The 21,906-nt window shown below is 73.4% G+C and carries 17 protein-coding genes and 1 pseudogene; 5 read left to right on the plus strand and 13 right to left on the minus strand.

The features are described 5' to 3' along the window. Window positions 1–19 precede the first annotated feature (19 nt). From O7628_RS08860 to O7628_RS08875, 4 genes are read right to left on the minus strand one after another with little or no spacing between them, the layout of a single operon-like run. Window positions 20–1,600, minus strand: coding sequence for a uroporphyrinogen-III synthase (locus O7628_RS08860; RefSeq protein WP_278129500.1), 1,581 nt, complete (start codon window positions 1,598–1,600; stop codon window positions 20–22). Next, window positions 1,597–2,565 (minus strand): hydroxymethylbilane synthase, encoded by a 969-nt coding sequence (hemC, locus tag O7628_RS08865; RefSeq protein ID WP_278129502.1) that lies wholly within the window; start codon window positions 2,563–2,565, stop codon window positions 1,597–1,599. The genes O7628_RS08860 and hemC overlap by 4 nt, the downstream gene beginning before the upstream one ends. Next, window positions 2,562–3,905, minus strand: coding sequence for a glutamyl-tRNA reductase (locus tag O7628_RS08870; protein WP_278129504.1), 1,344 nt, complete (start codon window positions 3,903–3,905; stop codon window positions 2,562–2,564). The genes hemC and O7628_RS08870 overlap by 4 nt, the downstream gene beginning before the upstream one ends. Next, window positions 3,902–4,675 carry a redox-sensing transcriptional repressor Rex gene (locus tag O7628_RS08875; protein WP_278129506.1) on the minus strand — a complete coding sequence of 258 codons (774 nt, stop codon included), beginning with the start codon at window positions 4,673–4,675 and terminating at the stop codon, window positions 3,902–3,904. Before O7628_RS08875 ends, O7628_RS08870 begins: the two co-directional genes overlap by 4 nt. Before the next feature lie 386 nt (window positions 4,676–5,061). Here O7628_RS08875 and O7628_RS08880 point away from each other — a divergent pair, with 386 nt between their 5' ends. Both O7628_RS08880 and O7628_RS08885 read left to right on the plus strand, forming a co-directional pair. Continuing rightward, window positions 5,062–6,357, plus strand: a complete 1,296-nt coding sequence (locus O7628_RS08880; RefSeq protein WP_278129508.1) for a sensor histidine kinase — start codon at window positions 5,062–5,064, stop codon at window positions 6,355–6,357. A gap of 98 nt (window positions 6,358–6,455) precedes the next feature. Continuing rightward, on the plus strand, window positions 6,456–7,109 hold the full coding sequence (locus O7628_RS08885) for a response regulator transcription factor (protein ID WP_074472827.1): 654 nt from the start codon (window positions 6,456–6,458) through the stop codon (window positions 7,107–7,109). 55 nt (window positions 7,110–7,164) lie between these two features. Here O7628_RS08885 and O7628_RS08890 read toward each other — a convergent pair whose 3' ends face one another. Together O7628_RS08890 and O7628_RS08895 are read right to left on the minus strand one after the other, a co-directional pair. After that, on the minus strand, window positions 7,165–7,815 hold the full coding sequence (locus O7628_RS08890) for an HAD hydrolase-like protein (RefSeq protein WP_278129510.1): 651 nt from the start codon (window positions 7,813–7,815) through the stop codon (window positions 7,165–7,167). A gap of 110 nt (window positions 7,816–7,925) precedes the next feature. Then, a complete protein-coding gene (locus tag O7628_RS08895; protein WP_043965311.1) occupies window positions 7,926–8,180 on the minus strand; it encodes a glutaredoxin family protein in 255 nt (84 codons plus the stop codon). A 572-nt stretch (window positions 8,181–8,752) separates the two neighbouring features. On the opposite strand from O7628_RS08895, the gene O7628_RS08900 reads away from it, so the two are divergent. The 3 genes from O7628_RS08900 (at window position 8,753) to O7628_RS08910 (ending at window position 12,159) form a co-directional block, all read left to right on the plus strand. Further along, the gene (locus tag O7628_RS08900; RefSeq protein WP_178066508.1) at window positions 8,753–9,721 is read left to right on the plus strand and encodes an ECF subfamily RNA polymerase sigma factor, BldN family; all 969 of its coding nucleotides are present in this window, start codon (window positions 8,753–8,755) and stop codon (window positions 9,719–9,721) included. Window positions 9,722–10,131: 410 nt separating this feature from the next. Then, window positions 10,132–11,046: a DUF5667 domain-containing protein gene (locus O7628_RS08905; protein ID WP_278129515.1), complete on the plus strand. Its 915-nt coding sequence runs from the start codon at window positions 10,132–10,134 to the stop codon at window positions 11,044–11,046. A 255-nt stretch (window positions 11,047–11,301) separates the two neighbouring features. After that, window positions 11,302–12,159, plus strand: a complete 858-nt coding sequence (locus O7628_RS08910) for an HAD-IB family hydrolase (protein ID WP_256095297.1) — start codon at window positions 11,302–11,304, stop codon at window positions 12,157–12,159. 49 nt (window positions 12,160–12,208) lie between these two features. On the opposite strand, the gene O7628_RS08915 is transcribed toward O7628_RS08910, so the two are convergent. From O7628_RS08915 to O7628_RS08940, 7 genes and pseudogenes are all read right to left on the minus strand, one after another. After that, window positions 12,209–13,066, minus strand: coding sequence for a lysophospholipid acyltransferase family protein (locus O7628_RS08915; RefSeq protein WP_178067853.1), 858 nt, complete (start codon window positions 13,064–13,066; stop codon window positions 12,209–12,211). 263 nt (window positions 13,067–13,329) lie between these two features. After that, the gene (locus O7628_RS08920; RefSeq protein WP_278129517.1) at window positions 13,330–14,403 is read right to left on the minus strand and encodes an NAD-dependent epimerase/dehydratase family protein; all 1,074 of its coding nucleotides are present in this window, start codon (window positions 14,401–14,403) and stop codon (window positions 13,330–13,332) included. 124 nt (window positions 14,404–14,527) lie between these two features. Next, window positions 14,528–14,629, minus strand: coding sequence for an AURKAIP1/COX24 domain-containing protein (locus tag O7628_RS08925; protein WP_007465623.1), 102 nt, complete (start codon window positions 14,627–14,629; stop codon window positions 14,528–14,530). 340 nt (window positions 14,630–14,969) lie between these two features. Beyond that, complete coding sequence (locus O7628_RS08930) at window positions 14,970–15,179, minus strand: helix-turn-helix domain-containing protein (protein ID WP_007073166.1); 210 nt, start codon at window positions 15,177–15,179, stop codon at window positions 14,970–14,972. Between the two features lie 309 nt (window positions 15,180–15,488). After that, a pseudogene (locus O7628_RS32665) lies at window positions 15,489–15,624 on the minus strand (ABC transporter ATP-binding protein); the annotation flags it as partial. A 198-nt stretch (window positions 15,625–15,822) separates the two neighbouring features. Beyond that, window positions 15,823–16,341 carry a hypothetical protein gene (locus tag O7628_RS08935; protein WP_278129520.1) on the minus strand — a complete coding sequence of 173 codons (519 nt, stop codon included), beginning with the start codon at window positions 16,339–16,341 and terminating at the stop codon, window positions 15,823–15,825. A 31-nt stretch (window positions 16,342–16,372) separates the two neighbouring features. Beyond that, window positions 16,373–21,892 carry an RHS repeat-associated core domain-containing protein gene (locus O7628_RS08940; protein WP_278129524.1) on the minus strand — a complete coding sequence of 1,840 codons (5,520 nt, stop codon included), beginning with the start codon at window positions 21,890–21,892 and terminating at the stop codon, window positions 16,373–16,375. Between the last annotated feature and the right edge of the window lie 14 nt (window positions 21,893–21,906).

Here is a 21,906-nt window from a genome sequence, read left to right on the forward strand (position 1 = left end):
GGCTGTGCGGCCGGTGCGACTAGCGGAACCGCAGGGCGGTCGGCCCCTGCACCTTCGAGCCCCGGCGCTGCTTGGCCGGCATGGCGGCCAGCTTCTCGCGCAGCTCGACGGCGTAGGCGGCGAGCGCCTCCACGAGGTCGGGCACCGAGGCGTGCTGCGGCTGGACGTCGACCCGCAGGCCGAACTCCGTCGCGGTCTCCGCCGTCTTGGGCCCGATGACGGCGACGACCGTGCGCGCGTGCGGCTTCCCGGCGATGCCGACCAGGTTCCGGACCGTGGAGGACGAGGTGAACAGCACCGCGTCGAACCCGCCCGACTTGATCGCGTCGCGGATCTCGGCGGGCGGCGGGGCGGCCCGGACCGTGCGGTACGCGGTCACGTCGTCGACCTCCCAGCCGCGCTCGGTGAGCCCGGCGGCGAGGGTCTCGGTGGCGATGTCGGCGCGCGGCAGCAGCACCCGGCCCACCGGGTCGAGGATCTCGTCGTGCGGCGAGAACTCGGCGAGCAGCCCCTCGGAGGACTGCTCCCCGGCGGGGACCAGCTCCGGCTGGATGCCGAACGCGCGGACGGCGTCGGCGGTGGCCTCGCCGATACAGGCGATCTTGACGCCGCCGAAGTGCCGGGCGTCCAGGCCGTGCTCGGCGAACTTCTCCCACACCGCGCGGACGGCGTTGACCGAAGTGAAGACCACCCAGGCGTACCTGCCGTCGACCAGGCCCTTGACCGCCCGCTCCATCTGGGCGGGGGTACGCGGCGGCTCGACCGCGATGGTCGGCACCTCGCACGGGATCGCCCCGTACGCGCGCAGCCGCGCGCTCATCACCCCGGCCTGCTCCTTGGTGCGCGGGACGAGCACCTTCCAGCCGTACAGCGGGCGGTTCTCCCACCAGCTCATCTTGTCGCGCTGGCCGACGCCCTCGCCGACGGTGAGCACGACCCGGCCGGTGAAGCCGAGCGCCGCCGCCACGAACGAGTCCACGGTCGACGTGGTCGTGTACTGGGTCTCCCCGGTGCCGTCGCCGGTCACCCCGACGCCGGTCGAGCCGTCGACCCCGGCGGCGAGCAGGCCGTCGCGGATCGCGGCCAGGTCGCCGGCGTCCACGGCGAGCGCCAGCGAGCCCCGGCCGACGGCGGCGGCGAGCGCGTCGAAGTCCAGCGTGGTGACGTCCTCGACGTCGGCGGCGGTGCGTACGCCCGGCAGCGGCACGCCCGCGTAGGTGGCGACGCCCTCGGCCTGGCCGACGCCCGGCACCACCTCGAAGTGCGCGGCGGTCCGGGCGACCGCCTGCACCTCCTTGACCACGGAGTCGTGGCCGAACGGGTCGCCAGCGACCAGGTGCACGGCGTTCAGGCCGGACCTCGCGGCCGAGATCAGCACCTTCGCCACGTCACCCGGCACGCCCTCCGCCGGGGAGAACTGGGCGTCGGACTTGGCCTGGGCGCGCACGGCGTCGAGCAGCGACTCGGGGACTCCCCGGTCGTATACCACCTGGTCGGCGTCGACCAGGGCGTCGTGCGCCCGGCGGGTCAGCAGGCCCGGGTCGCCGGGGCCGGCCCCGACGAACGCGATACGGCCGACGGGCTTACGGGTGCGGGTCATTCTGTGCTCCCAAATTGCTGGGTCCCCGGACCGGCGTTTCCTTCGTGGCCGAGGATCGAGTCGGCGCCGAGTTCGAGGAGTTCGGCGGCGAGTGCCTTGCCGATCTCCGCCGCGTCGGCGGGCGTTCCGGTGCGGGACAGCCGGAGGTCTCGCGTGCCGTCCGGGCTGATCACCGCCCCGCGCAGGTAGATCTCATCGCCGGCGTCGCCTTCGGCGAGTTCCGCATAGGCGGCGACGGGTGCGCTGCACCCGGCCTCCAGGGTGGCCAGCAGCGCCCGTTCCGCGACGACCGCGGCCCGGGACGGTGCGTGGTCGAGCACCGCGAGCAGCTCGACCAGGTCGGTGTCGTCGGCCCGGCACTCCACGGCCAGCGCGCCCTGGGCGGGCGCGGGCAGCATGAGCATCGGGTCGAGCGTCTCGGTGATCACGTCGGCCCGGTCGAGCCGGGCCAGCCCGGCCCGGGCCAGGACGACCGCGTCGAGGTCGGCGTCCGGGCCGAGGACCCGCGCCAGGCGGGTGTCCACGTTGCCGCGGATCGGGGTGACCTCCAGTTGCAGCCCGAGCGCGTGCAGCTGGGCGATGCGGCGCAGCGCGCCCGTGCCGACCACCGCGCCGGGCGGCAGCTCGGCGAGGGTGCGCCCGCCCCTGGCGACCAGCGCGTCGCGCGGGTCCTGGCGGGGCGGCACCGCCGCGACGTGCAGCCCGGGGGCCGCCGCGGTGGGCAGGTCCTTGTAGGAGTGCACGGCGAGGTCGATGGTGCGGGCGGTCAGGGCGTCGCGCAGCGCCGAGACGAAGACGCCGACGCCGAGCCGGTGCACGGGGGCGGACGAGCGGTCGCCGGCGGTGACCACCTCGACGAGTTCGACCTGGCGGCCGGTCGCCTCGGTGAGCGCCGCGGCGACCTGGCCGGACTGGGCCATCGCCAGCGCGCTGCCCCGGGTGCCGAGGCGCAGGGGGGCGGTCATCTGTCGCCTCCGGGATACGGGGTGGGGTCGGTGTCGACCACGTCGGGGACGGTGTCGACGGGGGACGTCTGCGGGACCTGGAGGTCGAACAGCTCGCGCAGCAACGCCGCATACTGGTCGCCGCCGGGCTCGGCGGCGAGCTGGCGGACCCGCACGGTGGGCTGGTGCAGCAGCCGCTGGACGACCCGGTGCACCGTGCGGGCCACCTCGGCGCGCTGGTCGTCGCTGAGGTCGGGGCGGCGTTGGGCCAGCCGGCGCAGCTCGGTGGCGACCACGTCCTCGGCCCGGCCACGCAGGGCGGCCACGGTCGGTGCCACGTCGGCGCCGCGCAGCCAGGTGAGGAACGACTCGACCTCGGCGGTGACGATCCGTTCGACGGCGGCGGCCTCGGCGGCGGCGGGGCCCCCGGCCAGGACCGCCGCCATCCGGTCGATGTCGATCACCTCGACGCCGGGCAGCCCGGCCACGCCAGCCTCGACGTCGCGGGGAACGGCGAGGTCGAGCAGCACGAGCGGGCCCCGGTCGGGGTCGCGGCGGGCGAGGGCCCGGGCGACCACCTCGCGGGTGAGGACCGGTTCGGTGGCCGCGGTGGCGGCCACTACGATGTCCACTGTGGAGAGCACGTCGGTCAGCCCGGCAATGGGCGCGGCGCTGGCCCCGTACGACTCGGCCAGTCGCACTGCCCGGTCGGTCCCCCGGTTGGTCACGGTGAGCGGGCCCGCGCCGAGCCGGGAGAGCGTCGCCACGCCCAGCGCGCCCATCGCGCCGGCGCCCACCACGAGGGCCGGGCGGCCGGAGAGCGCGCCGTCGAGGTGGCCGGCGGCCAGGTCGAGCGCGGCGCTGACGACGCTCTGGCCGGCCCGGTCGATCCCGGTCTCGGCGTGCGCCCGCTTGCCCACCCGCAGCGCCTGCTGCATCAGCTCGTGCAGCAGCCGGCCGGCGGAGTCGGCGCCGCTGGCCCAGTGGTACGCGTCGCGGAGCTGGCCGAGGATCTGGGCCTCGCCGACGACCATCGAGTCCAGCCCGGCGGCGACCCGGAAGACGTGGTCGACGGCGGCGGCGTCGTAGTGCACGTAGAGGTGGCTGGCCAGGCTCGCGGGCGGGGTGCCGGCCTGCTCGGCGAGGACGGCGCAGACGTCGCCGAGGCCGCCGTGGAAACCGGACACGGCGGCGTAGACCTCCACCCGGTTGCAGGTGGAGACCAGCACCGCCTCGCTCACGTACGGCTGGGCGAGCAGGCGGTCCAGGGTGCGGGTGAGGTCGGCCGGGCCGACCGCCAGCTGTTCCAGGGTGGCGACGGGAGCGGTGCGGTAGGACGCGCCGACGACGAGCAGTTTCACGTGCCGATCGCCTCCTGGGGGTCGGTGGCCGCGAGCCCGCCGGGCAGGGCGGTGAGGGCGGTGCCGCCGGCGGCGGGCAGCGCGGTCAGGGACGCCTTGCGGTGCTCGTGGAAGGACAGGATCTGCAGCTCGATGGCGAGGTCGACCTTGCGCACGTCGACCCCGTCCGGGACCGAGAGTACGCACGGCGCGAAGTTGAGGATGCTCGTCACGCCGACGGCGACGAGCTGGTCGGCGACCGCCTGCGCGGCCCGGGCCGGGGTGGCGATCACGCCGATCGCGATCGGCTCCTCGGCGGCGATGCGGGGCAGCTCGTCGACGTGCCGCACGACCAGCCCGTTGATCTCCTCGCCGACCCGCCCCGGGTCGGCGTCCAGCAGGGCGGCGATGCGGAAGCCGCGGCTGGCGAAGCCGTCGTAGCCGGCGAGGGCGTGACCGAGATTACCCACCCCGACCAGGGCGACGGCCCGCCGCTGGGTGAGCCCGAGCACGTACTCGATCTGCTCGACCAGCAGGGCGACGTCGTAGCCGACGCCGCGGGTGCCGTAGGAGCCGAGGTGGGACAGGTCCTTGCGGAGCTTGGCGGAGTTGACCCCGGCGGCGCTGGCCAGGCCCTCGCTGGAGACGGTCTCGTGACCCGACTCGGCGAGGTTGTGCAGGGCGCGGAGGTATTCGGGCAGCCGTGCGACGGTCGCCTCGGGCAGGTCCGGGAGCGCCGGTACGGCACCGGCGCGGCCGGACGCGCCAGGGTGACGGTGCTGCTGACTCATGAGACTCCGTGCGGTGCGATCCTCGGCCGGCTCAAGCGGCCTGCCGTATCGGGACTCCCGCTGGCGACCGAGATTGCCGGCTGTGCTAGCAGGACGCGTCGGAACTACAGAGTAGGCGCTTGTGAAGACACGCACAAATCGCGATCTTGAAGACCGGCGACCCGCCTCCACCTGCCCCTCCACCCCCCAAGATCGATCCGGCGCCTCGCGTGGCCCGCGCCGATTATTGCTCATTCCCGACTTCCGTCACCAATCGCGCGAGCGCCGCGCCCGTCGCCGCCCGGTCCCGCCCGGCGGGGTCGCCGGCCGACGGTAGGGCTGGCACCACCAGCAAGAGGACGGCCGACGGGATTCCGGGGGCGGGGCCGCGTCCCTAGCCTCGAACCATGACCACCGCCGCCACGGCCGAGCCGGCCGCCCTCCCGCCCCGCCTCCCCCGCCAGCTCCTGCGCGACTCCGGCTACGTGCTGCTCGGCTTCCCCCTCGCCGTGGCCGGCTTCGTGGTCCTGGTGGCGGGGCTGGCCCTGGGCGTGGGACTGGCGGTGACCGTGATCGGCCTGCCCGTCCTCGCCGCCACCCTCTACGCCGCCCGGGGCTTCGCCGACCTGGAGCGGCTGCGGCTGACCGCCGTGCTCGGGCAGGACCGGGTGCGGCCCGAGTACCGCCGGGCCGAGCCGGGGGCCAGCGCCTGGCGGCGGATCCTCGCCCCCATCGGGGACGTGCAGTCCTGGCTCGACCTGGCCCACGGCATCCTCAACCTGGTCGTGGCCCTCGTCACGTTCGTGGTGACCGTCACCTGGTGGGCCGCCGCGGTCGTCGGCACGCTCTACTCGGTCTACGACTGGGCGCTGCCGCACCCGCCCGACGACCAGCCCCTCAGCGAGTTGCTCGGCCTGGGCGACTCGGCCGCCGCCCGGATCGCGATCAACACCGCCGCCGGGCTGTTCTTCCTGGTCACCCTGCCACTCGTGGTACGCGGGTGCGCCCGCCTGAAGGCCGGCTTCGCCCGCGCCCTGCTCACCGGGGTGGCCGAGATGCGCAGCCGGATCACCGTGCTGGAGGAGCGGCGGCGGGCGGCCGCCTCCGCCGAGGCCACCGCGCTGCGGCGGCTGGAGCGCGACATCCACGACGGCCCCCAGCAGCGCCTCGTCCGGCTCGCCATGGATCTCAGCCGGGCCCGGCACCAGCTCGCCGACGACCCGGAGGCCGCCGGCCGGACCCTCGACGAGGCCGTCGCCCAGACCCGGGACACCCTCGCCGAGCTGCGCTCCCTGTCCCGGGGCATCGCCCCGCCGATCCTGGTCGACAGAGGGCTGCCCAGCGCCCTGGCGGCCCTCGCCGGGCGCGGCCTGATCCCGATCGAACTGCGGCTCGACCCCCGGCTGGACGCCCCGGACGGGCGGCCCGACCCGGCCGTGGAGAGCACCGCCTACTTCGTGGTCGCCGAGACGCTGACCAACGTGGCCAAGCACAGCGGGGCGACGGAGTGCCGGGTCGAGGTCACCCGGCACGACGACCGGCTGGTGGTCGCCGTCGCCGACGACGGCCACGGCGGCGCGCACCTGGCCAAGGGGCACGGCCTGGCGGGGATCGCCGACCGGGTGCGCGCGGCGGGCGGCCGGCTCGACGTCGTCAGCCCGGCCGGCGGGCCGACCGAGGTGCGCGCGGACCTCCCGCTGTGACGACGGCCGCCCCGGCGGCCGCCGGCGACACCCCCGACAGCGCCGCAGGCGCTCCCGGCGGCCCCGCCGAGGGTCACGACGTGGTAGACACCAGCACCATGCGGGTGGTGATCGCCGACGACGCCGTGCTGCTCCGGGAGGGGCTGGTCCGGCTGCTGACCGAACGTGGGCACGAGGTGGTGGCCGCCGTCGGCGACGGGGACGCCCTGGTCGGGGCGGTCGTCGCCCACCGGCCCGACGTGTCGATCGTCGACGTGCGGATGCCGCCGTCGCACACCGACGAGGGGCTGCGCGCCGCGGTCGAGGCCCGCCGCCTCGTCCCCCGCACCCCGGTCCTGGTGCTGTCCCAGTACGTCGAGGTGTCGTACGCCGACGACCTGCTGGCCACCACCGGCGGGGCCGGCGGCGGGGTGGGCTACCTGCTCAAGGACCGGGTGGCCGACATCGACGAGTTCCTGGACTCGCTGGCCCGGGTCGCCGCCGGCGGCACCGTGCTCGACCCGGAGGTGGTCGGCCAGCTGCTGGTCCGCCGGCGGCGCGACGACCCGCTGCGGGAGCTGACCCCGCGCGAGCGCGAGGTGCTGGCCCTGATGGCCGAGGGGCACTCCAACACCGCCATCGCGAAGGCCCTCGTGGTCACCGACGGCGCGGTGGAGAAGCACGTCCGCAACATCTTCACCAAGCTCGGCCTGCCCCCGGACACCGCCCAGCACCGGCGCGTCCTGGCCGTCCTCGCCTACCTGCGCGGCTGACCGCGCCGCCGCCGGGGCGACGCAGGGCGGGCCCCGGCGCGCCGGTGGCCGGGGTTCAGCGCAGGGTGGCGGCCAGCGCGACGGCCTCGGTGAGGGTGTCGGCCACCGGGTGACCGGAGTCCCGCAGCCGGGCCGCGTCGGTGAAGCCCCCCGTGTAGAGCACCGCCCGGCCGCCCACCGACTCGGCCGCGTCGGCGTCGTCGACCGAGTCCCCGATCAGCACCACCGCCCGGCCGTCCAATCCCAGCCCGGACAGGTGCTCGGCCAGCGACCCGGCCTTGCGGTCGCCGCCGACGGTGGCGCGCAGCCCGTCGACCCGGGCGAACCGCCCCGTCAGCCCGTAGGAGTGCACGGCGGGCACCAGCTCGTCGTGGAACCACATGGACAGCAGGGACTGGCTGCCCGGCCAGGCCGCCATCGCCGCCGCCGCGTCGTCGGCCAGCGCGCAGGTGGTCAACCCGCTGCGGTACGCGTCGTGGAAGATCCGGTCCAGCTCACCGAACGCCTCGTCGTCGACCGCCCGGCCGAGCACCCCGGCGTAGTAGTCGGCGATCGGGCGGCGGAACCGCACCCGGTGCTCGTCCGCCGTGACGGCCGGCCCGCCCACGCTGGCGAACGCCGCGTTGGTGGCCGTCACCACCAGGTCGAGGTCGTTGAGCAGGGTGCCGTTCCAGTCCCAGACGAGGTGGGGGCGCGCAGGGGTCATCCGAGCACGATAGGCGGCGGGCGGCCGCGTGGGGAGCTCCGGGTCGCGTCGGTGCGCGGGAGGCGGCCAGAGCTGCGGCGTCGCGGCCAGAGCTGTGGGGTGGTGTGCGGTCAGAGCTGTGGGGTGGTCAGGTCCCGCAGCAGCCGCTCCTCCTCCACCCGCCAGTACCCGTGCTCCTTGCCGTCGAGCAGCACCACGGGCAGCCGGTCGCCGTACTCCCGCTCCAGCTCGACGTCGGTGGTCACGTCCTTCTCGATCCACCGGTCGCCGGTGACCGCGACCACCCGGCCGAGCGCCGCCTTCGCGTCCTCGCAGAGGTGGCAGCCGGGGCGGGTGATCAGGGTGAGCCGGGCGTCACTGGACATCGGGAAACCTCCGTGCGGGTGTCGGCCGGGGCCGCCCTCCGGCGGCCCGCGCCCGGACAGTCTCCCCCGGCCCGTCGGTGCGACACACCCGGTACCGGCGACTCGGCAACGCACCGTGTGCGGACGGGCCCGACCTGACGCGCGGAAGCACCGCCGCCGCCCCGCACGGGCAGCCGGCGCAGCCGTCGTCCCGGCCCCGCGCCGAACGGGTCGATCGGGCGCTGAGCTGGGCATATCCCTAACCAGCCGCCGCGCGAAAGTCAACCTCCCCCGACGGACAACGGGTCCGCCGCAGATCGGACGGGCGAGCAAATACTTCTGCTCTGTGTAACGGACTTGCCACGCGCGGGTGACGTTGGCCCTATTATCACTCGGGTCGACTCACCCCATTTGCCGTGAGTCGACACCCCTCAGCCCGAGGAGGCCCCCGTGCCTGTGAGCGCATTGGACCCGTACCTCAAGGGGATCTGCCGCCCGTCGGCACGTCCCGGACGAGCCCTGCCCGACGGCCCCGGCCGCGCCCGCGCCGGGGCGGCCCCGCGGCCTGCGGCGACCCGGACCGGGGAGGCACGGTGACCAGTTTCGGCTACGCGCAGCGACCGGTCGGGCTGGCCGCGGCGGCCCGCGCCGTCCTCAACGAACGGTTGGGCATCGGCCGGAACCCCGTGGACGACGGGTCCAGCCTCGCCGTACGCGGCGACGGGGCCTCCAGACGGTTACGCAACCGGTCCCATCACAACGAGGCGGTGCCCCGGCCGGCGACGCCGGGAGGCAACGGCGGCCGGGTGGCGTCGCCCGCGCGGCCGACGATGCCGGCGCAGGGCCGACGCAGTGGCGACACCCCGCCGACGGCCGATCCGGCGGCCGGCGAGACGGCGGTGCTGCCGGCGGTGCCGGCCAACCCGCCCCCACCGCCGCCCGGGCCCCCGGGCGGCGGCACGCCGACGGGCTTCCCGAGCCGCCCCGACCCGTCCGACCCGGCCACCGAGGTCTGGAAGCTGGTCGAGCGCGCCCAGGCCGGCGAGGCCGAGGCGTTCGGGCTGATCTACGACCGGTACGTCGACACCGTCTTCCGCTTCGTCTACTTCCGCGTCGGCAACCGGCAGCTCGCCGAGGACCTCACCTCCGACACGTTCCTGCGCGCCCTCAAGCGCATCGGCAGCTTCACCTGGCAGGGCCGGGACCTCGGCGCCTGGCTGGTCACCATCGCCCGCAACCTGGTGGCCGACCACTTCAAGTCCGGCCGGTACCGGCTGGAGGTCACCACCGGCGACGTGCTGGACGCCGACCGGGAGGACCGCGGCCCGGAGGGCAGCCCGGAGGCGGCGGTCGTCGAGCACATCACCAACGTCGCCCTGCTCACCGCCGTCAAGCAGCTCAACCCGGAGCAGCAGGAGTGCATCGTGCTGCGGTTCCTCCAGGGCTTCTCGGTGGCGGAGACGGCCCGGGCGATGGGCAAGAACGAGGGCGCGATCAAGGCGTTGCAGTACCGCGCGGTCCGCGCGCTGGCCCGGCTGCTGCCGGACGGCTTCCAGCCCTGACCGCCGCCGTCGGCCGCGCCGACCCGTCCCGTTCCGCCCGCCCCGGCCGGGCCGCCCGGTGGGCCGCCCCGCGCGGGGCCGGGCCGCCCGGCCGGCGGCGTCCGCGCGGCACCCGGCCCCCGACGGCGGTGCACGCCGTACGCCGGCCGGGGCGCGCCGCGCGGACGGGAGCACCCGCCAGCGGACGGCGTGACGCCCATCACTCTTCGTGATTTCGCTCCCGCCGGCCCCGTAACCCGTGCCCGGGGCGGAGCGTTTCTCCCGGTGCGACCGGTGGTTTCCGGCATCCCCGGGCCCGACGGTCCGGAAAGCGCAGCCCGGCACGAGCTTCGTCCTGGGTGCATGCTGCCGCCGGTCGCTGGTGCCGACAGCGGCCGACCGGCCGTGACCAGCGAGAGGAGGTGCCTGCGGTGATCAGTAACCTCTTCTCCCGCCGGCGCGCCGAGCGCTTCGCGCAGCTTCTCGACGAAGCCAACGGCGGCCGACGTCACCACGTCCGGTCCCGGGCCGACGATCATCTCGCCGCGCTCGTCGCGGTCGGCCGGCAACTCCACGCCGACCCTCCGCCCGTGAACCCCGACTTCCGCACCGGCCTGCGGGCGATGCTCGTCGCCGCCGCCGAGCGGGAGGGCATCGGGGCCACCGCCCCGGAGAGCGCGCCGGCCGTCCGGCGGGGCGTGCTCGGTCAGCGCGGCGCGGCGGCCCAGCGCGCCACCCTCGGCGGCGGCCCACGTGGCCCGTTGCTGCCGGCCGTCACCGCCCGCCGGGCCCGGGCCCGGGGCGCCATCCTCATCGGGGTGACCGCCGGGGCGATCGCCGTCTCCGGCATCTCCGCCGCCAGCGAGAACGCCGTGCCCGGCGACGCCCTCTACGGAATGAAGCGCTCCACGGAACGCGCCCAGCTCGCCCTGGCCAGTTCGGACCTCAGCCGCGGCCAGCTCTTCCTCGACTTCGCCCGCACCCGGCTCGGCGAGGCCGCCGCGCTGCGCGGGGACCGGCTCGGGTTCGACGCCGTCCTCGACGACATGGACTCGGACACCCGTCAGGGCGTACGCCTGCTCACCACCACGGCGGCACAGCGCTCCGACCCGGCCGGTCTGGAGTCGGTGAACGCCTTCGTCACGGGGCAGCGCCGCGCGGTCGGCGACCTGCTCGACGGGGCCAGCCGCACGGAGCGGGACCGGGTCCGCCGGTCGATCGCCCTGCTCGACGCGATCCGCAAGCGCTCCGACGCGCTGCGCGCGGCCATCGAGTGCGAGCTGCCCGTGCCCGCCGGCAGCGACGCGCTCGGCCCGACACCGACGACCTGCCCCGGCGACCGCTGATCGCCCGCTCTCCCGCTTCGCTGTTCTCCTGCTTCCCTGCTTCCTGCTCCCGCTGCGCTCCTCGCGTTGCCTGCGGTAAGGAAGGGGCCCCTCTACACCGTTATGCGTTAACAAGGTGCCCTTCCTTACCCCGAGCAGCGCGCGCCACAGTTCTCGCCGCAGCGGGTGGGCGGTCGCGCCGCCCCGGCTACGCTCGCGGGGAGGCACTCGTCGGGGTCGTCGAGCGAGGGAGGTCGGGTGGCCCGCAACGGCAGGATGACGGTCAGCACCGACCGGCACGGGCACACCGCCGGTTGGGCGGAGACCGAGGCCGCGCCCGCCACCCCGGTGGCCCCCGACCCGGCCGCCGCGGCCTTCTTCGACGTGGACAACACGATGATGCAGGGCGCGTCGATCTACTGGTTCGCCCGCGGGCTCGCCGCCCGCAACTACTTCACCACCGGGGACCTGGCCCGGTTCGCCTGGCAGCAGCTGCGCTTCCGGGTGCTCGCCACCGAGCACGCCGGGGACATGTCGCAGGCCAAGGACGCGGCCCTCGCCTTCATCGAGGGTTGGCGGGTCGACGACGTGGAGCGGCTCGCCGAGGAGATCTTCGACGAGCTGATGGCCCCCCGGATCTGGGCCGGCACCCGACGGCTGGCGCAACGCCACCTGGACGCCGGGGAGCGGGTATGGCTGGTCAGCGCCGCGCCGGTCGAGATCGGCCGGGTGATCGCCGCCCGGCTGGGGCTGACCGGGGCGATCGGCACGGTCGCCGAGGTGGTCGACGGGGCGTACACGGGGCGGTTGGTGGGCGACCTGATGCACGGGCCGGCCAAGGCCGAGGCGGTGACCCAGCTCGCCGCCGTCGAGGGGCTGGACCTGTCGCGCTGCTCCGCCTACAGCGACTCCGCCAACGACCTGCCGATGCTGTCGGCCGTGGGCCGGGCGGTGGCCGTCAACCCGGACGGCGCCCTGCTGCGGCAGGCCCGGCAGCGGGGCTGGGAGGTGCGAGACTTCCGCACCGGCCGGCGGGCCGTGAAGATCGCGGTGCCGTCGACGGCGGCGGCCGGGCTGCTCGCGGGCGCGGTCGGCGCCGGCATGGCGCTACAGAAACGCCGCCGCGTCCGCTGACGACCCGCCGCCCCGCGTCCGGTGGGACGCGGCCCGGGGCCCGGGCGGGTCAGGGGCCGAACGGGTCCGGGCGGCGTTCCAGCAGGCTGTGCAGGGTCTGCTGGATGGTCTCCCGCACCTGGTCGGCGAGGTTGAACACGACCAGCGGGTCGTCGGCCGAGTCGGTCAGGTGCGCGGTCGGGATCGGCGGGCAGAACTCGATGAGCCACTTGCTGGGCAGCGGCACCATCCCCAGCGGACCCAACCACGGGAACGTCGGCGTGACCGGGAAGTAGGGCAGCTTGAGCAGCCGGGCGAGGGGCTTGATGTCGGCGAGCATCGGATAGATCTCCTCGCCCCCGACGATCGCCACCGGCACGATCGGGGTGCCGGTGCGCAGCGCCGCCGAGACGAACCCGCCCCGGCCGAAGCGTTGCAGCTTGTACCGGTCGGCGTAGAGCTTCCCGACGCCCTTGAACCCCTCCGGGAAGACGCCGACGACCTCGCCGGAGCGGAGGAGCCGCTCGGCGTCCGGGTTGCAGGCGACCGTGCCGCCGGTCTTGCGGGCGAGCTCGGACACCACCGGCATCCGAAACACCAGGTCGGCTCCGAGCAGCCGCAGGTAACGGTGGGCCGGGTGCTGGTCGTGCAGGGCGGCGGAGAGGATCAGCGCGTCCAGCGCCACCGTGCCGGAGTGGTTGCCGACCACCAGGCCGGCGCCGTCCGCCGGCACGTGCTCCAGCCCGGTGACCTCGGTGCGGAACCAGTCCCGGTAGAGCAGCCGCAGCATCGGGTGGAAGACGGACTCGGTCAGCTCCGGGTCGAACCCGAACTCGTCCACCTGGTAGTCGCCGGAGAGCCGCCGACGCAGGAACGCCAGCCCCGAGGCGACCCGCCGGTCCCACACGTCGCCCGGCTGGTCCGGCACCGCCGCGTCCCGTGGGGCGCCCGCCGCCGGCTCCTGCTCCCCCGGCTTGCGCACCGCCGCCGGTTCCGCCGGCTTCCGCTCCGCCGGCTGCTCCCGCCGGGTCGGTCGCGGGTCAGCCGCGCCACGGGCGGGGTCGGCGGCGGGGCCCGGGGGCGGATGGTGGCCGTTGCGCCGCGCCGGCTCCCCGTCCGGGCGGGCCACCACCAGCGGTACGTCGTACCGGCCGTTGGCCCCGGCGCGCCCGCGCTCCTCGTCCGGCGGCGTCACGACCGCTCCCGCACGGCCGCGCGCACCTGGCGGATGCCGTCGAGGACGGCCCGCTCGGCGGCGGCCAACTGTTCCCGGGTGACCACCACGCCGCCCTGGTGGGCGCGGATGAAGTCGTCGAACGCGGCGGCGGTCGAGCGGGGCGCGAAGCCGTACTCGCGTTCCAGGGCGGAGGTGTCCACGACCCGACCGTGCACGAAGAGATCGACCTGGTCCAGGCCGTACCGGCCGAAGCCGAGGCTGCGGGCCAGCGCGACGGCCCCGGACAGGCCCGGTTCGAACACCGGCACCCCCACCCGCCCGGCCCGCCTGATCGCCTGGGACAGCGAGAGCACGCCCGGACCGGCCACGTTGAACGTGCCCGGGTGCTCCTCGGCGACCGACCGGTGCAGCACCTCCAGCGCGTCGTCGAAGTGCACGAACTGCAACCGGGGGTCGCGCCCGAAGACGGTGGGGACGAACGGCTGGGAGAAATACCTGGTCAGCGTGGTGTCGGCCGTGGAACCGATGAACGGCGCGAAGCGCAGCACCGTGGCGGTGACGTCCGACCGGCGGCGACGGAAGCCACGAACGTACCCCTCGATGTCGAGGATGTCGCGGCCGAAACCGCCGCGCGGCACCTCGCGCGGCTCGGTCTCCTCGGTGAAGACGGCCGGGTCCCGGAACGACGCCCCGTACGCGGCGGTCGACGAGCGGACCACGAGCTTGCGCAGCCGGGGTGCCCGCTGGCAGGCGGCGAGCAGCTGCATGGTGCCGATGACGTTCTGTTCCTTCATCGCCGACCGGCCGCCCTGCTGGGGGTCGGGGGACGTGACGAGGGCGAGGTGCACCACGGCGTCGATGTCGAGGTCGGCGAGGAGCCCGCCGAGCGAGCCGAGGTCGAGCCGGATGTGCTCGACCCGGTCGAGCAGGCCGGACAGCTCGGGGTTGGGGGCGCTCGGGTCGACGCCGATCACCCGCTCGATGCGGGAGTCGGCGGCGAGGCGGGCGGCCACGTGCGCGCCGAGATAGCGGTTGACCCCGGTGACGACGACCACCCCCGGGGCACCTGGGGTGCCACCGGGGGTCACGTCGTGCACCTACCCCGGCAGGTGGGATCGAGCCGGGGCAACCGCGGCCTGATCACCTGAGCCTCCGAGGGTCGACTGTTGGCAAGCGACACGGGGTGCCGGGCCACGGTGGGCCCGGCCCCGGTCACTTGCCGAGACGGCGACGCTGGACGCGGGTCTTGCGCAGCAGCTTGCGGTGCTTCTTCTTAGCCATGCGCTTGCGGCGCTTCTTGACCACCGAGCCCATACGACGACAGCCTTTCGATGCAACGTGCGGGGCGGACCGGATGACACCACGCGGGCGTCGAGGGCCGCTTGCGGACAACGGGCCGGACCTGCTGGCGTGCGGCGGGCGCACCGGTGTGCGGTCACGGTCCGGTCCAGGGTAGCGGGAGAGCCTCAGCAGGACCAACGCGCCCCCGTCGATGCCCGTTACGTCGCACTCGGTGCCCTTTGCGACACTGCCCTCTGCGCAAGCGGGGTGCCCTGCGCGGCACGGCGGGCACCCAGTGCGGCACGCCGGACGCCTCGCGCGGGGTGCCGGGCCGCGACGTCGGCGGACGGGCAGCCCAGGTGCGGCAGACGGATCAGGCGGTCTCCTGGAACGCGCCCCGGAGATACTCGTGCACCGCGTGCTCGGGCACCCGGAACGACCGGCCGACCCGCACGGCGGTCAGCTCACCGCTGTGCACCAGCCGGTAGACCGTCATCTTCGACACCCGCATCACCGTCGCCACCTCGGCGACGGTGAGGAACCTGACCTCCGACAGCCTGCCGTCGGACTGCGAACCGGTCATGGCCCACCGCCCCATCCCATGCCCCGGCGCGTGCCGCCGGACGGGATCCTCCCGCCAGGACGGGCTACGCGCGTGTTACCAGTACGGTAGCGGGACGGCTGTGACCGGCGCGATCCCTTCGCGCATGTTGATCACGCCGGGGACGAGTTTCCCCCGACGGTGGCCTGCCGTTTCGCCCCGCCCGGGGGGCCGGGGCCTGCCGGGTCCGGCCAGGCCGGCGTCCGGTTGGGCCGGCGTCATGTCGGCGACATGGCGGTGTCCGGGGCCTCCCGACCCCGCCATGTCGCCGACATGGAGTCGATCAAGGCACCCGGTGGCTCCGGCGGCGCCACCGGAGCCACCGGGCGGGCGCCCCGGGCCGCTTCCGGACGCGGACCGGGGCTCCGCACTGGGAGCGCTTCAGTGTCGCAGGTGCCCCGTCGAGCCCGGACAGCGGTCGATCATGGACGTCAAGCACCAGCGCTACCACCGCAGCTGGGGGCACGACCGAAGATGCTCCTCGGCCGTGCCCACAAACCACGCCATTCCCGGTCTCAGTTCTTGCCGCATCTGAGGAGCGACAGACGACAGTCAACGCAGCAAGGGCAGCCTGGGCGCATCGGAGGCTCCAACTCCGGTTGGCCGCGCGGTCCACGCCTCCCAGTCATCCCGGCGGCAGGGGGTTCTTGCAATCCCCAGTCGAGATCGAGACAACGATCTCGTCGACCGAATGCACGGGATCGATATATGGCGGCCAGCCCGGACGCTCAGCACAGAAGGTCACATTCCCCGTGAAGTGGTCGGGATCAACCAGGGTGGGAGCAGCGGATACATATGCAGCAACCTCTACCTCTGGAAGCTGATTGCGCTGCTCATGGAGAGCAGCCCAGGCAAATGCCAACCCCCGCCTCAACAATCGCGATACACGCGCCTCACCCACCTCAATCAGATCAATATCAGGGATCCCACGACCGTTGACAGCAGCCTCGTAATCCATTACATCCGGAAACCGTGACCGATCACCGAAGTATCCCTCATACCAGGCCACCAAGAGAATGGCATCATCGACGGCAGCCCACCCACGACTAACCACCGCCTGCAGCTCGGGAATTAGATCTTTCCGTGTGACTTCAAGGACTCCAGGCCCCGCAATCCCACCCGCGCCGACACTAATCCAGGCCACGACAAACTCCCCCTCACCGCTGAACCACACCTCACCCGCAAGTACCGATCACCCGACCGAAAACGTCCGCACCCCTACTGAGACCTTTTCGATAGTCCGGATAGTTCTTTGCAAGATCCCGCTCCAGCGACTTCGGCATTCCAGTGAACTTTCCAGTTTCCGGATCAAACTGGTACTTCGGCGCATCCCCGGAGCCCACACCCTTGATCTGCACCTGGAAGTGCATCTGCTTTGTTCCGTTTCGGGCTTCAATGTCGATGCGGTACGGGCCACGCTGCCATACGGTGTAGCTCTTCCCGTTCAGATCGATCGGACCGTTGTCGTTGTGGACCAGCACCGGAGTGTCGCCGGCGAGGACATAGTACGTGTGGATGCCGTCGACGGTGAGGTTGTAGGCGGACGCGGCCGTCACCGACGACCACTCCAGCCCACCTATCGAAGGCGCTATACCATCACTACCCAGCGCCCAGTCGCCCCGATCGATCTCGTCGGCGCGCTGCCACTCGCGGTCGGTGTGGTTCCAGAACGGGTGGTCCTCCGTGGTGGTGACGAAGGCGTCCCCGATCCGGAGATCGACGAGGTCGTCCTCGTGCACCCAGACGTTGGTGACGGTGCGGGGACCCTGCTCGGCGGTCTCCGGGTCGGCCGCCATCACCTCGTCGCCGACTTGCACCTCTTCGAGCTTCTTGGTGCTCCCGTCGGCCATGAGGACCCGGGTGTCGCCGCTGAAACTCATGCAACCGGCGCTACGGGAGCCGGTGCCCCTGCCCCCCTTCCCCTTGCCGATGCTCGTACCCGCGGGGGGCTTGGGGAGGCCGCCCTCCTCCATGGGGAGGTTGTCCGCGCCCCACTGGTAGTGGATCTCCCAGAGTTCCTCGATCCACTCCTTGCACCCGCCCGGTCTGCCCATCTCGCTGCAGATGTTCATGGCGAGCACGGCGGTGTCGTCGCGCATTCCGGCCCTGTCGGCGCCCTCGCCCCGCGTGGCGAACCAGTTCGCGCGCTGTTCGCGCCAGCGGCGCATGAAATCCTCGAACGGCACGCTCTCCGGCACCTGGATGCCGTAGCCGAGGTCCCTCGGGTGGTTGTCCTTGTGGGGCTTGGAGCTTCCCTTGTCGTTCTCCTCGCCCCACGTCACGTTGTCCGTCGAGCCGCAGCCGTGCGGGCAGCCCTTGTTCGGGTCGTAGCCGTAGCAGTCGAAGTACCGGCAGTCGTCCGGGATCAACCCCGACGGATCGCTGGAGGTGACCGGCGTGTTGTTGGCGTACGCGTAGCCGTTCCACTGCTGCGGGTCGGCCGGGTCCTGCAACGGGTCGAGCGAGACGAACCGGCCGATCGTCGGGTCGTAGTTGCGGGCGCCGACCTGCGTCAGTCCCGTGTTCGGGTTCAGCGGCTGGTTGAGGAACCCCCGGTTGTCGGGGGCGGTCACCGTCGCGCCGCGCGGCGCGCCGTACGGGGTGTACTGCCGCCAGGTCGGCACCTGGGCGGTGTTGTTGAGGTACAGGCTGGGCGTGCCCTGGTGGTCGGGCAGGACGAAGCCGTACGCGGTGCCGCTGCCCGTCCGGTAGGCCACCGCGCCGCTGGGCAGGGCGTGGTACCGGATGCCGCTCAGCGCCTGGGTGCCGGTGTTCAGGGTGATCTGCTCGCCGGCCAGGTAGAGCGTGGTGGAGCCCGGGTCCCGCTGGATGAGCAGGTTGCCGTCGGCGTCGTACAGGAACGAGCTGTCCCCGTCCGTGCCGCCGGTCACCGAGGTCAGTTCGCCCGCGTCGTCCCAGGTGAGGGTCTGGGTGCCCTGCCCGGCCTGGCGGGTGGTCATGCTCCCCGCGCTGTCGTACGCGTACGACGTGCTGCCGGTGAGCCCGCCGGTGGTGGTCGTGCCCGTCAGCGTGTGCGGCTGCCCGCCACCGTTGCCGTCGTAGGCGTAGGTGGTGACGGTGTCGGCTCCGCCGGTCGGCGAGTACCGGGTCTCCTTGGTGCGGTTGCCGAGCGGGTCGATCTCCCACTCGGTCCAGTAGGCGCTGGTCGCGCCGATGCCGCTGCCGACCGTCGCGCGGTTGCCGGTCGTCGGTGTCGCGGCGCAGTCGTCGGTCGCGGTCCACGCCTTCGTGAGCCGCCGCAGCGCGTCGTACCGGAAGCACTCGGTCTCGGCGGCCGCGCCCGGCAGGTGGCGGGTGTCGACGGTCCTGACGATGTTCCCGAACAGGTCGTACGCGTAGTCCTGCCGGCCGACGTCGCTGGTCGTCGTCGTGGTCCTGGTGACCTTCTGCTGGAGCAGCCGGCCGTTGTGGTCGTCGTAGGTGTTGACGAGCGACGCCGCGCTCGTGGACGGCCCCTGGACGCCCCGGGTGACCCGGCCCCACGCGTCGTACTCGGTGGAGCTGGCGTAGCTGGCCAGGCCGCCGAGGGTGCTGGGCACGTCGAGGACGCCGCTGTAGCCGCGGACGACCGTCTCGGCGGGCAGGCCGCCCCGGGCCTGGTAGGTGTCGCCGAGCGGCTTGCCCGTCGAGCTGTGGTAGCTGTGGGTGTAGCCGTAGGTGTTGCCGAGCAGCCCCTCCACGGCCGGGATGACGATCTTCTCGCCGGTCGAGGAGCCGTAGGCGTTGAAGCCGGTCCACTGGGTCCGGTACTCGGCGCCGCCGCGGAAGGCGATCTTCGTGGTCAGCTTGCCGACGGGGTTGGTCATCGTCGGCTCGGCGGCGTTGTCGTTGTCGTACACCCAGGCGGCGAGCCGGTTGCCGGCCGCCTGGGCGGTGAGGGCGGCGGCATGGCTGCCCGTCCTGCGATCGATCTTGTCGTACGTGAAGGACGTCGTCCTGCCCCGGGAATCGGTCGTCTCGACGATGTTCCCGACGCCGTCGTAGCGCGTCGTGCTGGTGCCGGCGTCCGGGTCGTCCCGGCTCACGACCTGCCCGAGCAGGTTGTGCTGGCGGGTCCAGACGTTGCCGGCCGGATCGGTCAGGGTGGACTGGTTGCCGCCCGCGTCGTAGCCGTAGCCGGTGGCGACGGTGGTGCCGCCGGTGAGCTGGTAGCTCCCGGTGAACGGGTCGGCCGGGCTGGTCAGGGCCGGTGCCGAGGTGTACTGGAGTTGCTGCTGCGTCCGGCCCATCGGGTCCGTCACCACCGTGGTGGTGGTGCCGCCCGTCGGCGGGACGACCGTCGTCCGGTCCCCGTTGTGCACGGTCCTGGTCGCCGACCTGACCACGCCGTCACGGGCCGCCTCGGCCAGGATCACCCGGCCCAGTCCGTCGTACGTGTTGAAGGTCTGGTTCAGCGCCTTCTTCAGCAGGTTGTCGGCGTACACGGGGGTGGTGTCGGGCGTGCTCGCGGCATCCCACCAGCCGTTGTACGTGGCCCGCACCCAGCCCCGGCTGTCGTAGAACGTGTCGGTGACCATGCGCCCGCCCTGCGGGGTGTCCGCCTGGGTCTGCCGCACCCGGTGCAGGGCGTCGTAGATGGTGGTCGTCTTCTGGTAGCCACCGCTGTTGTTCAGCGTCTGGGTGGTGGTCGCCGACGGGCCGGTCTTCGACACCGTGTAGGTGTGTTTGAGGTGGGCCGAGCTGCTGGTGGCCCGGGAGGCGAGCCAGACGGACGTGCGGCGGCCCAGCGCGTCGTACTGCGTGCGGGTCACCACGTTGTTCGCGTCGGTGCTGCTGGTGGTCAGGTTCCGCATCGGCGTGACGACGCTGGTGGTGGCGTGGCCCTCCGCGTTCGTCACGGTCAGGCCGGTGGTGAGCCCGACGGCGTTGTCCGTGTAGCCGACCGTGCTCTTGTGGCCGTTGCCGTCCCAGGTGCCGGTGGCCCGGCCGTACGCGTCGAACTCCGCGCGGTCGGTCGTCTGGTAGGTGTATGCGCCGGAGGCCCAGCCGGACGCCTTGCGGACCATGGTGACGGTGCCCCTGGTGGGCGCGGCGGCCTGCGGGAACGTCGTGGCGAAGGCAGGGTCGTCGTAGTACGTCCGGACGTGCGAGACGACCTGCGCCGGCCGGCTGACCGTCGTGGGGGCGGTCAGCGTGTTCACGCTGCCCGGCGACGACGCCGACGGGCCCTGGGCGTAGCCGCCGCAGGCCACCGCCACGGTCTCGGTCTCGCTGGTCAGCCCGACGAGGTTAAGGTCGGCGTTCGGTGCCGCGTACGACGTGGTGGTGCACCGGTCGTAGGCGGCGCTCGCCGGCGTCGTGTGGTCGTAGGCGTGCTTCAGCAGCCCGAAGGTGGCCGAGCTGGTCGAGGCGTCGTAGGAGTTGTCGGTCGCGCTGTACCGCCAGGTCGTCGCGCCGCCGGTGGTGACCGCCTGCCGCCGCCAGACCCGCGCGGGCGCGGCGAACGTCGCGGTCAGCGGGGACAGCCCGGTGCGGCTACGGGTCGCGGTCGCCTCCGACACCCAGTAGGAGGTGACCGTCGAGCTGTCGACGGGGCCGCCGTCGCCGAGGTGGCTGGTGGTCTCCAGCTCCCGGCCGGCGAGCTGGTCGACGTCCTCGTGGACGCCGCCGGCGGAGTCGGTGAGGTTGACGACGGTGGTGTTGTTGTTGCGGCTCATGCCGCGGTGGTAGGTCGTCTCGGACAACGTCCGGCGGTCGTTGACCCCGTCGCCGCCGCGCACCCTGACCTTGCCGTAACCGCGGAACTGGCCGTACGTGCGGTACTTGGCCTTGACCACCTCGTTGTCGTCGTAGTGCCACGCGGCGCCGCCGACGTACTCGTAGCCGGTGGAGGTGGCGGGTGCGCCACCGGTGGGGTCGGTGGCGGTGACCCGGGTGACGGCGTAGCGGTGGAACCAGTCCCGGATCTGGTCGGTGTAACCCTCGGGGGTCCAGTGGATCGGGTAGCAGGACCTGGTGTTCGAGGCGGGGGCGGTGGTGACCGGGGCGGTGCACGGCAGGGGCAGCTCGTAGCTGGGCGAGACGACCGAGCCGGTCTCGGTGGTGATCGCCGAGATCCGCTGCCGGTAGAAGCTCGGCAGGCCGCCGGTGACGTCGACGCGGTTGGCCAGCTTGATGCCGCTGAACGACACCGACGGCAGCGCGACGGGCGCGGTGGATCCGCCGGAGGCGGTGTCGTGCCCGGTGCGGGTGATCGAGGACAGCCAGAGCGTCGGGGAGGTGCCGTCACCGGTCGCCGGCATGGTGTGCGCCAGGGCGTACGAGTCGACCTTCTGGTACGTCGAGGTGGCGGTGTCGTACTGCTGGGTCTCGATCGAGGTCAGCCGGACGGTGGAGAAGAACGACGGGCTCCACGCCGGGCAGTCGGTGCCCGCGTTGCAGACCAGGTCGAAGGGCACGTCCGGCCAGTTCGCCTTGTTGGCCGAGTTCAGCGGCTGGCAGGTGCCGGCGAGGCACCGGTCGCCGGTGGCGAACACGACCCGGTTCGGCGCCGTGCCGTACGCCCCGCCGTCGCGGAAGCCGTAGTCGATCCGGGCGAGGTGGCTGTCCCGCACGTAGCTGACGTCGGTGGCCCCCATGTTGCGGCCGTAGCGGTTGGTGGCCTGGTCGTAGTAGTAGGCCATCGCGTTGCCGTGGACGTCGGTGACGTGGTCGAGGTTCCACCGGTACGCCATCGTGCAGACCGAGG

Origin of the sequence: Micromonospora sp. WMMD956 (assembly GCF_029626125.1) — a bacterium.
Taxonomy (GTDB): domain Bacteria; phylum Actinomycetota; class Actinomycetes; order Mycobacteriales; family Micromonosporaceae; genus Micromonospora; species Micromonospora carbonacea.

Excerpts from the sequence above, each read along its gene's own strand:
- O7628_RS08895 (WP_043965311.1), bottom strand. The coding sequence starts at position 8,180 with ATGTCCAGTGACGCCCGGCTCACCCTGATCACCCGCCCCGGCTGCCAC.
- O7628_RS08940 (WP_278129524.1), bottom strand. The coding sequence starts at position 21,892 with ATGGCGTACCGGTGGAACCTCGACCACGTCACCGACGTCCACGGCAAC.
- O7628_RS08885 (WP_074472827.1), top strand. The coding sequence starts at position 6,456 with ATGCGGGTGGTGATCGCCGACGACGCCGTGCTGCTCCGGGAGGGGCTG.
- O7628_RS08860 (WP_278129500.1), bottom strand. The coding sequence starts at position 1,600 with ATGACCCGCACCCGTAAGCCCGTCGGCCGTATCGCGTTCGTCGGGGCC.
- O7628_RS08925 (WP_007465623.1), bottom strand. The coding sequence starts at position 14,629 with ATGGGCTCGGTGGTCAAGAAGCGCCGCAAGCGCATGGCTAAGAAGAAG.
- O7628_RS08875 (WP_278129506.1), bottom strand. The coding sequence starts at position 4,675 with ATGAGTCAGCAGCACCGTCACCCTGGCGCGTCCGGCCGCGCCGGTGCC.
- O7628_RS08930 (WP_007073166.1), bottom strand. The coding sequence starts at position 15,179 with ATGACCGGTTCGCAGTCCGACGGCAGGCTGTCGGAGGTCAGGTTCCTC.
- O7628_RS08880 (WP_278129508.1), top strand. The coding sequence starts at position 5,062 with ATGACCACCGCCGCCACGGCCGAGCCGGCCGCCCTCCCGCCCCGCCTC.
- O7628_RS08890 (WP_278129510.1), bottom strand. The coding sequence starts at position 7,815 with ATGACCCCTGCGCGCCCCCACCTCGTCTGGGACTGGAACGGCACCCTG.
- hemC (WP_278129502.1), bottom strand. The coding sequence starts at position 2,565 with ATGACCGCCCCCCTGCGCCTCGGCACCCGGGGCAGCGCGCTGGCGATG.
- O7628_RS08910 (WP_256095297.1), top strand. The coding sequence starts at position 11,302 with ATGACGGTCAGCACCGACCGGCACGGGCACACCGCCGGTTGGGCGGAG.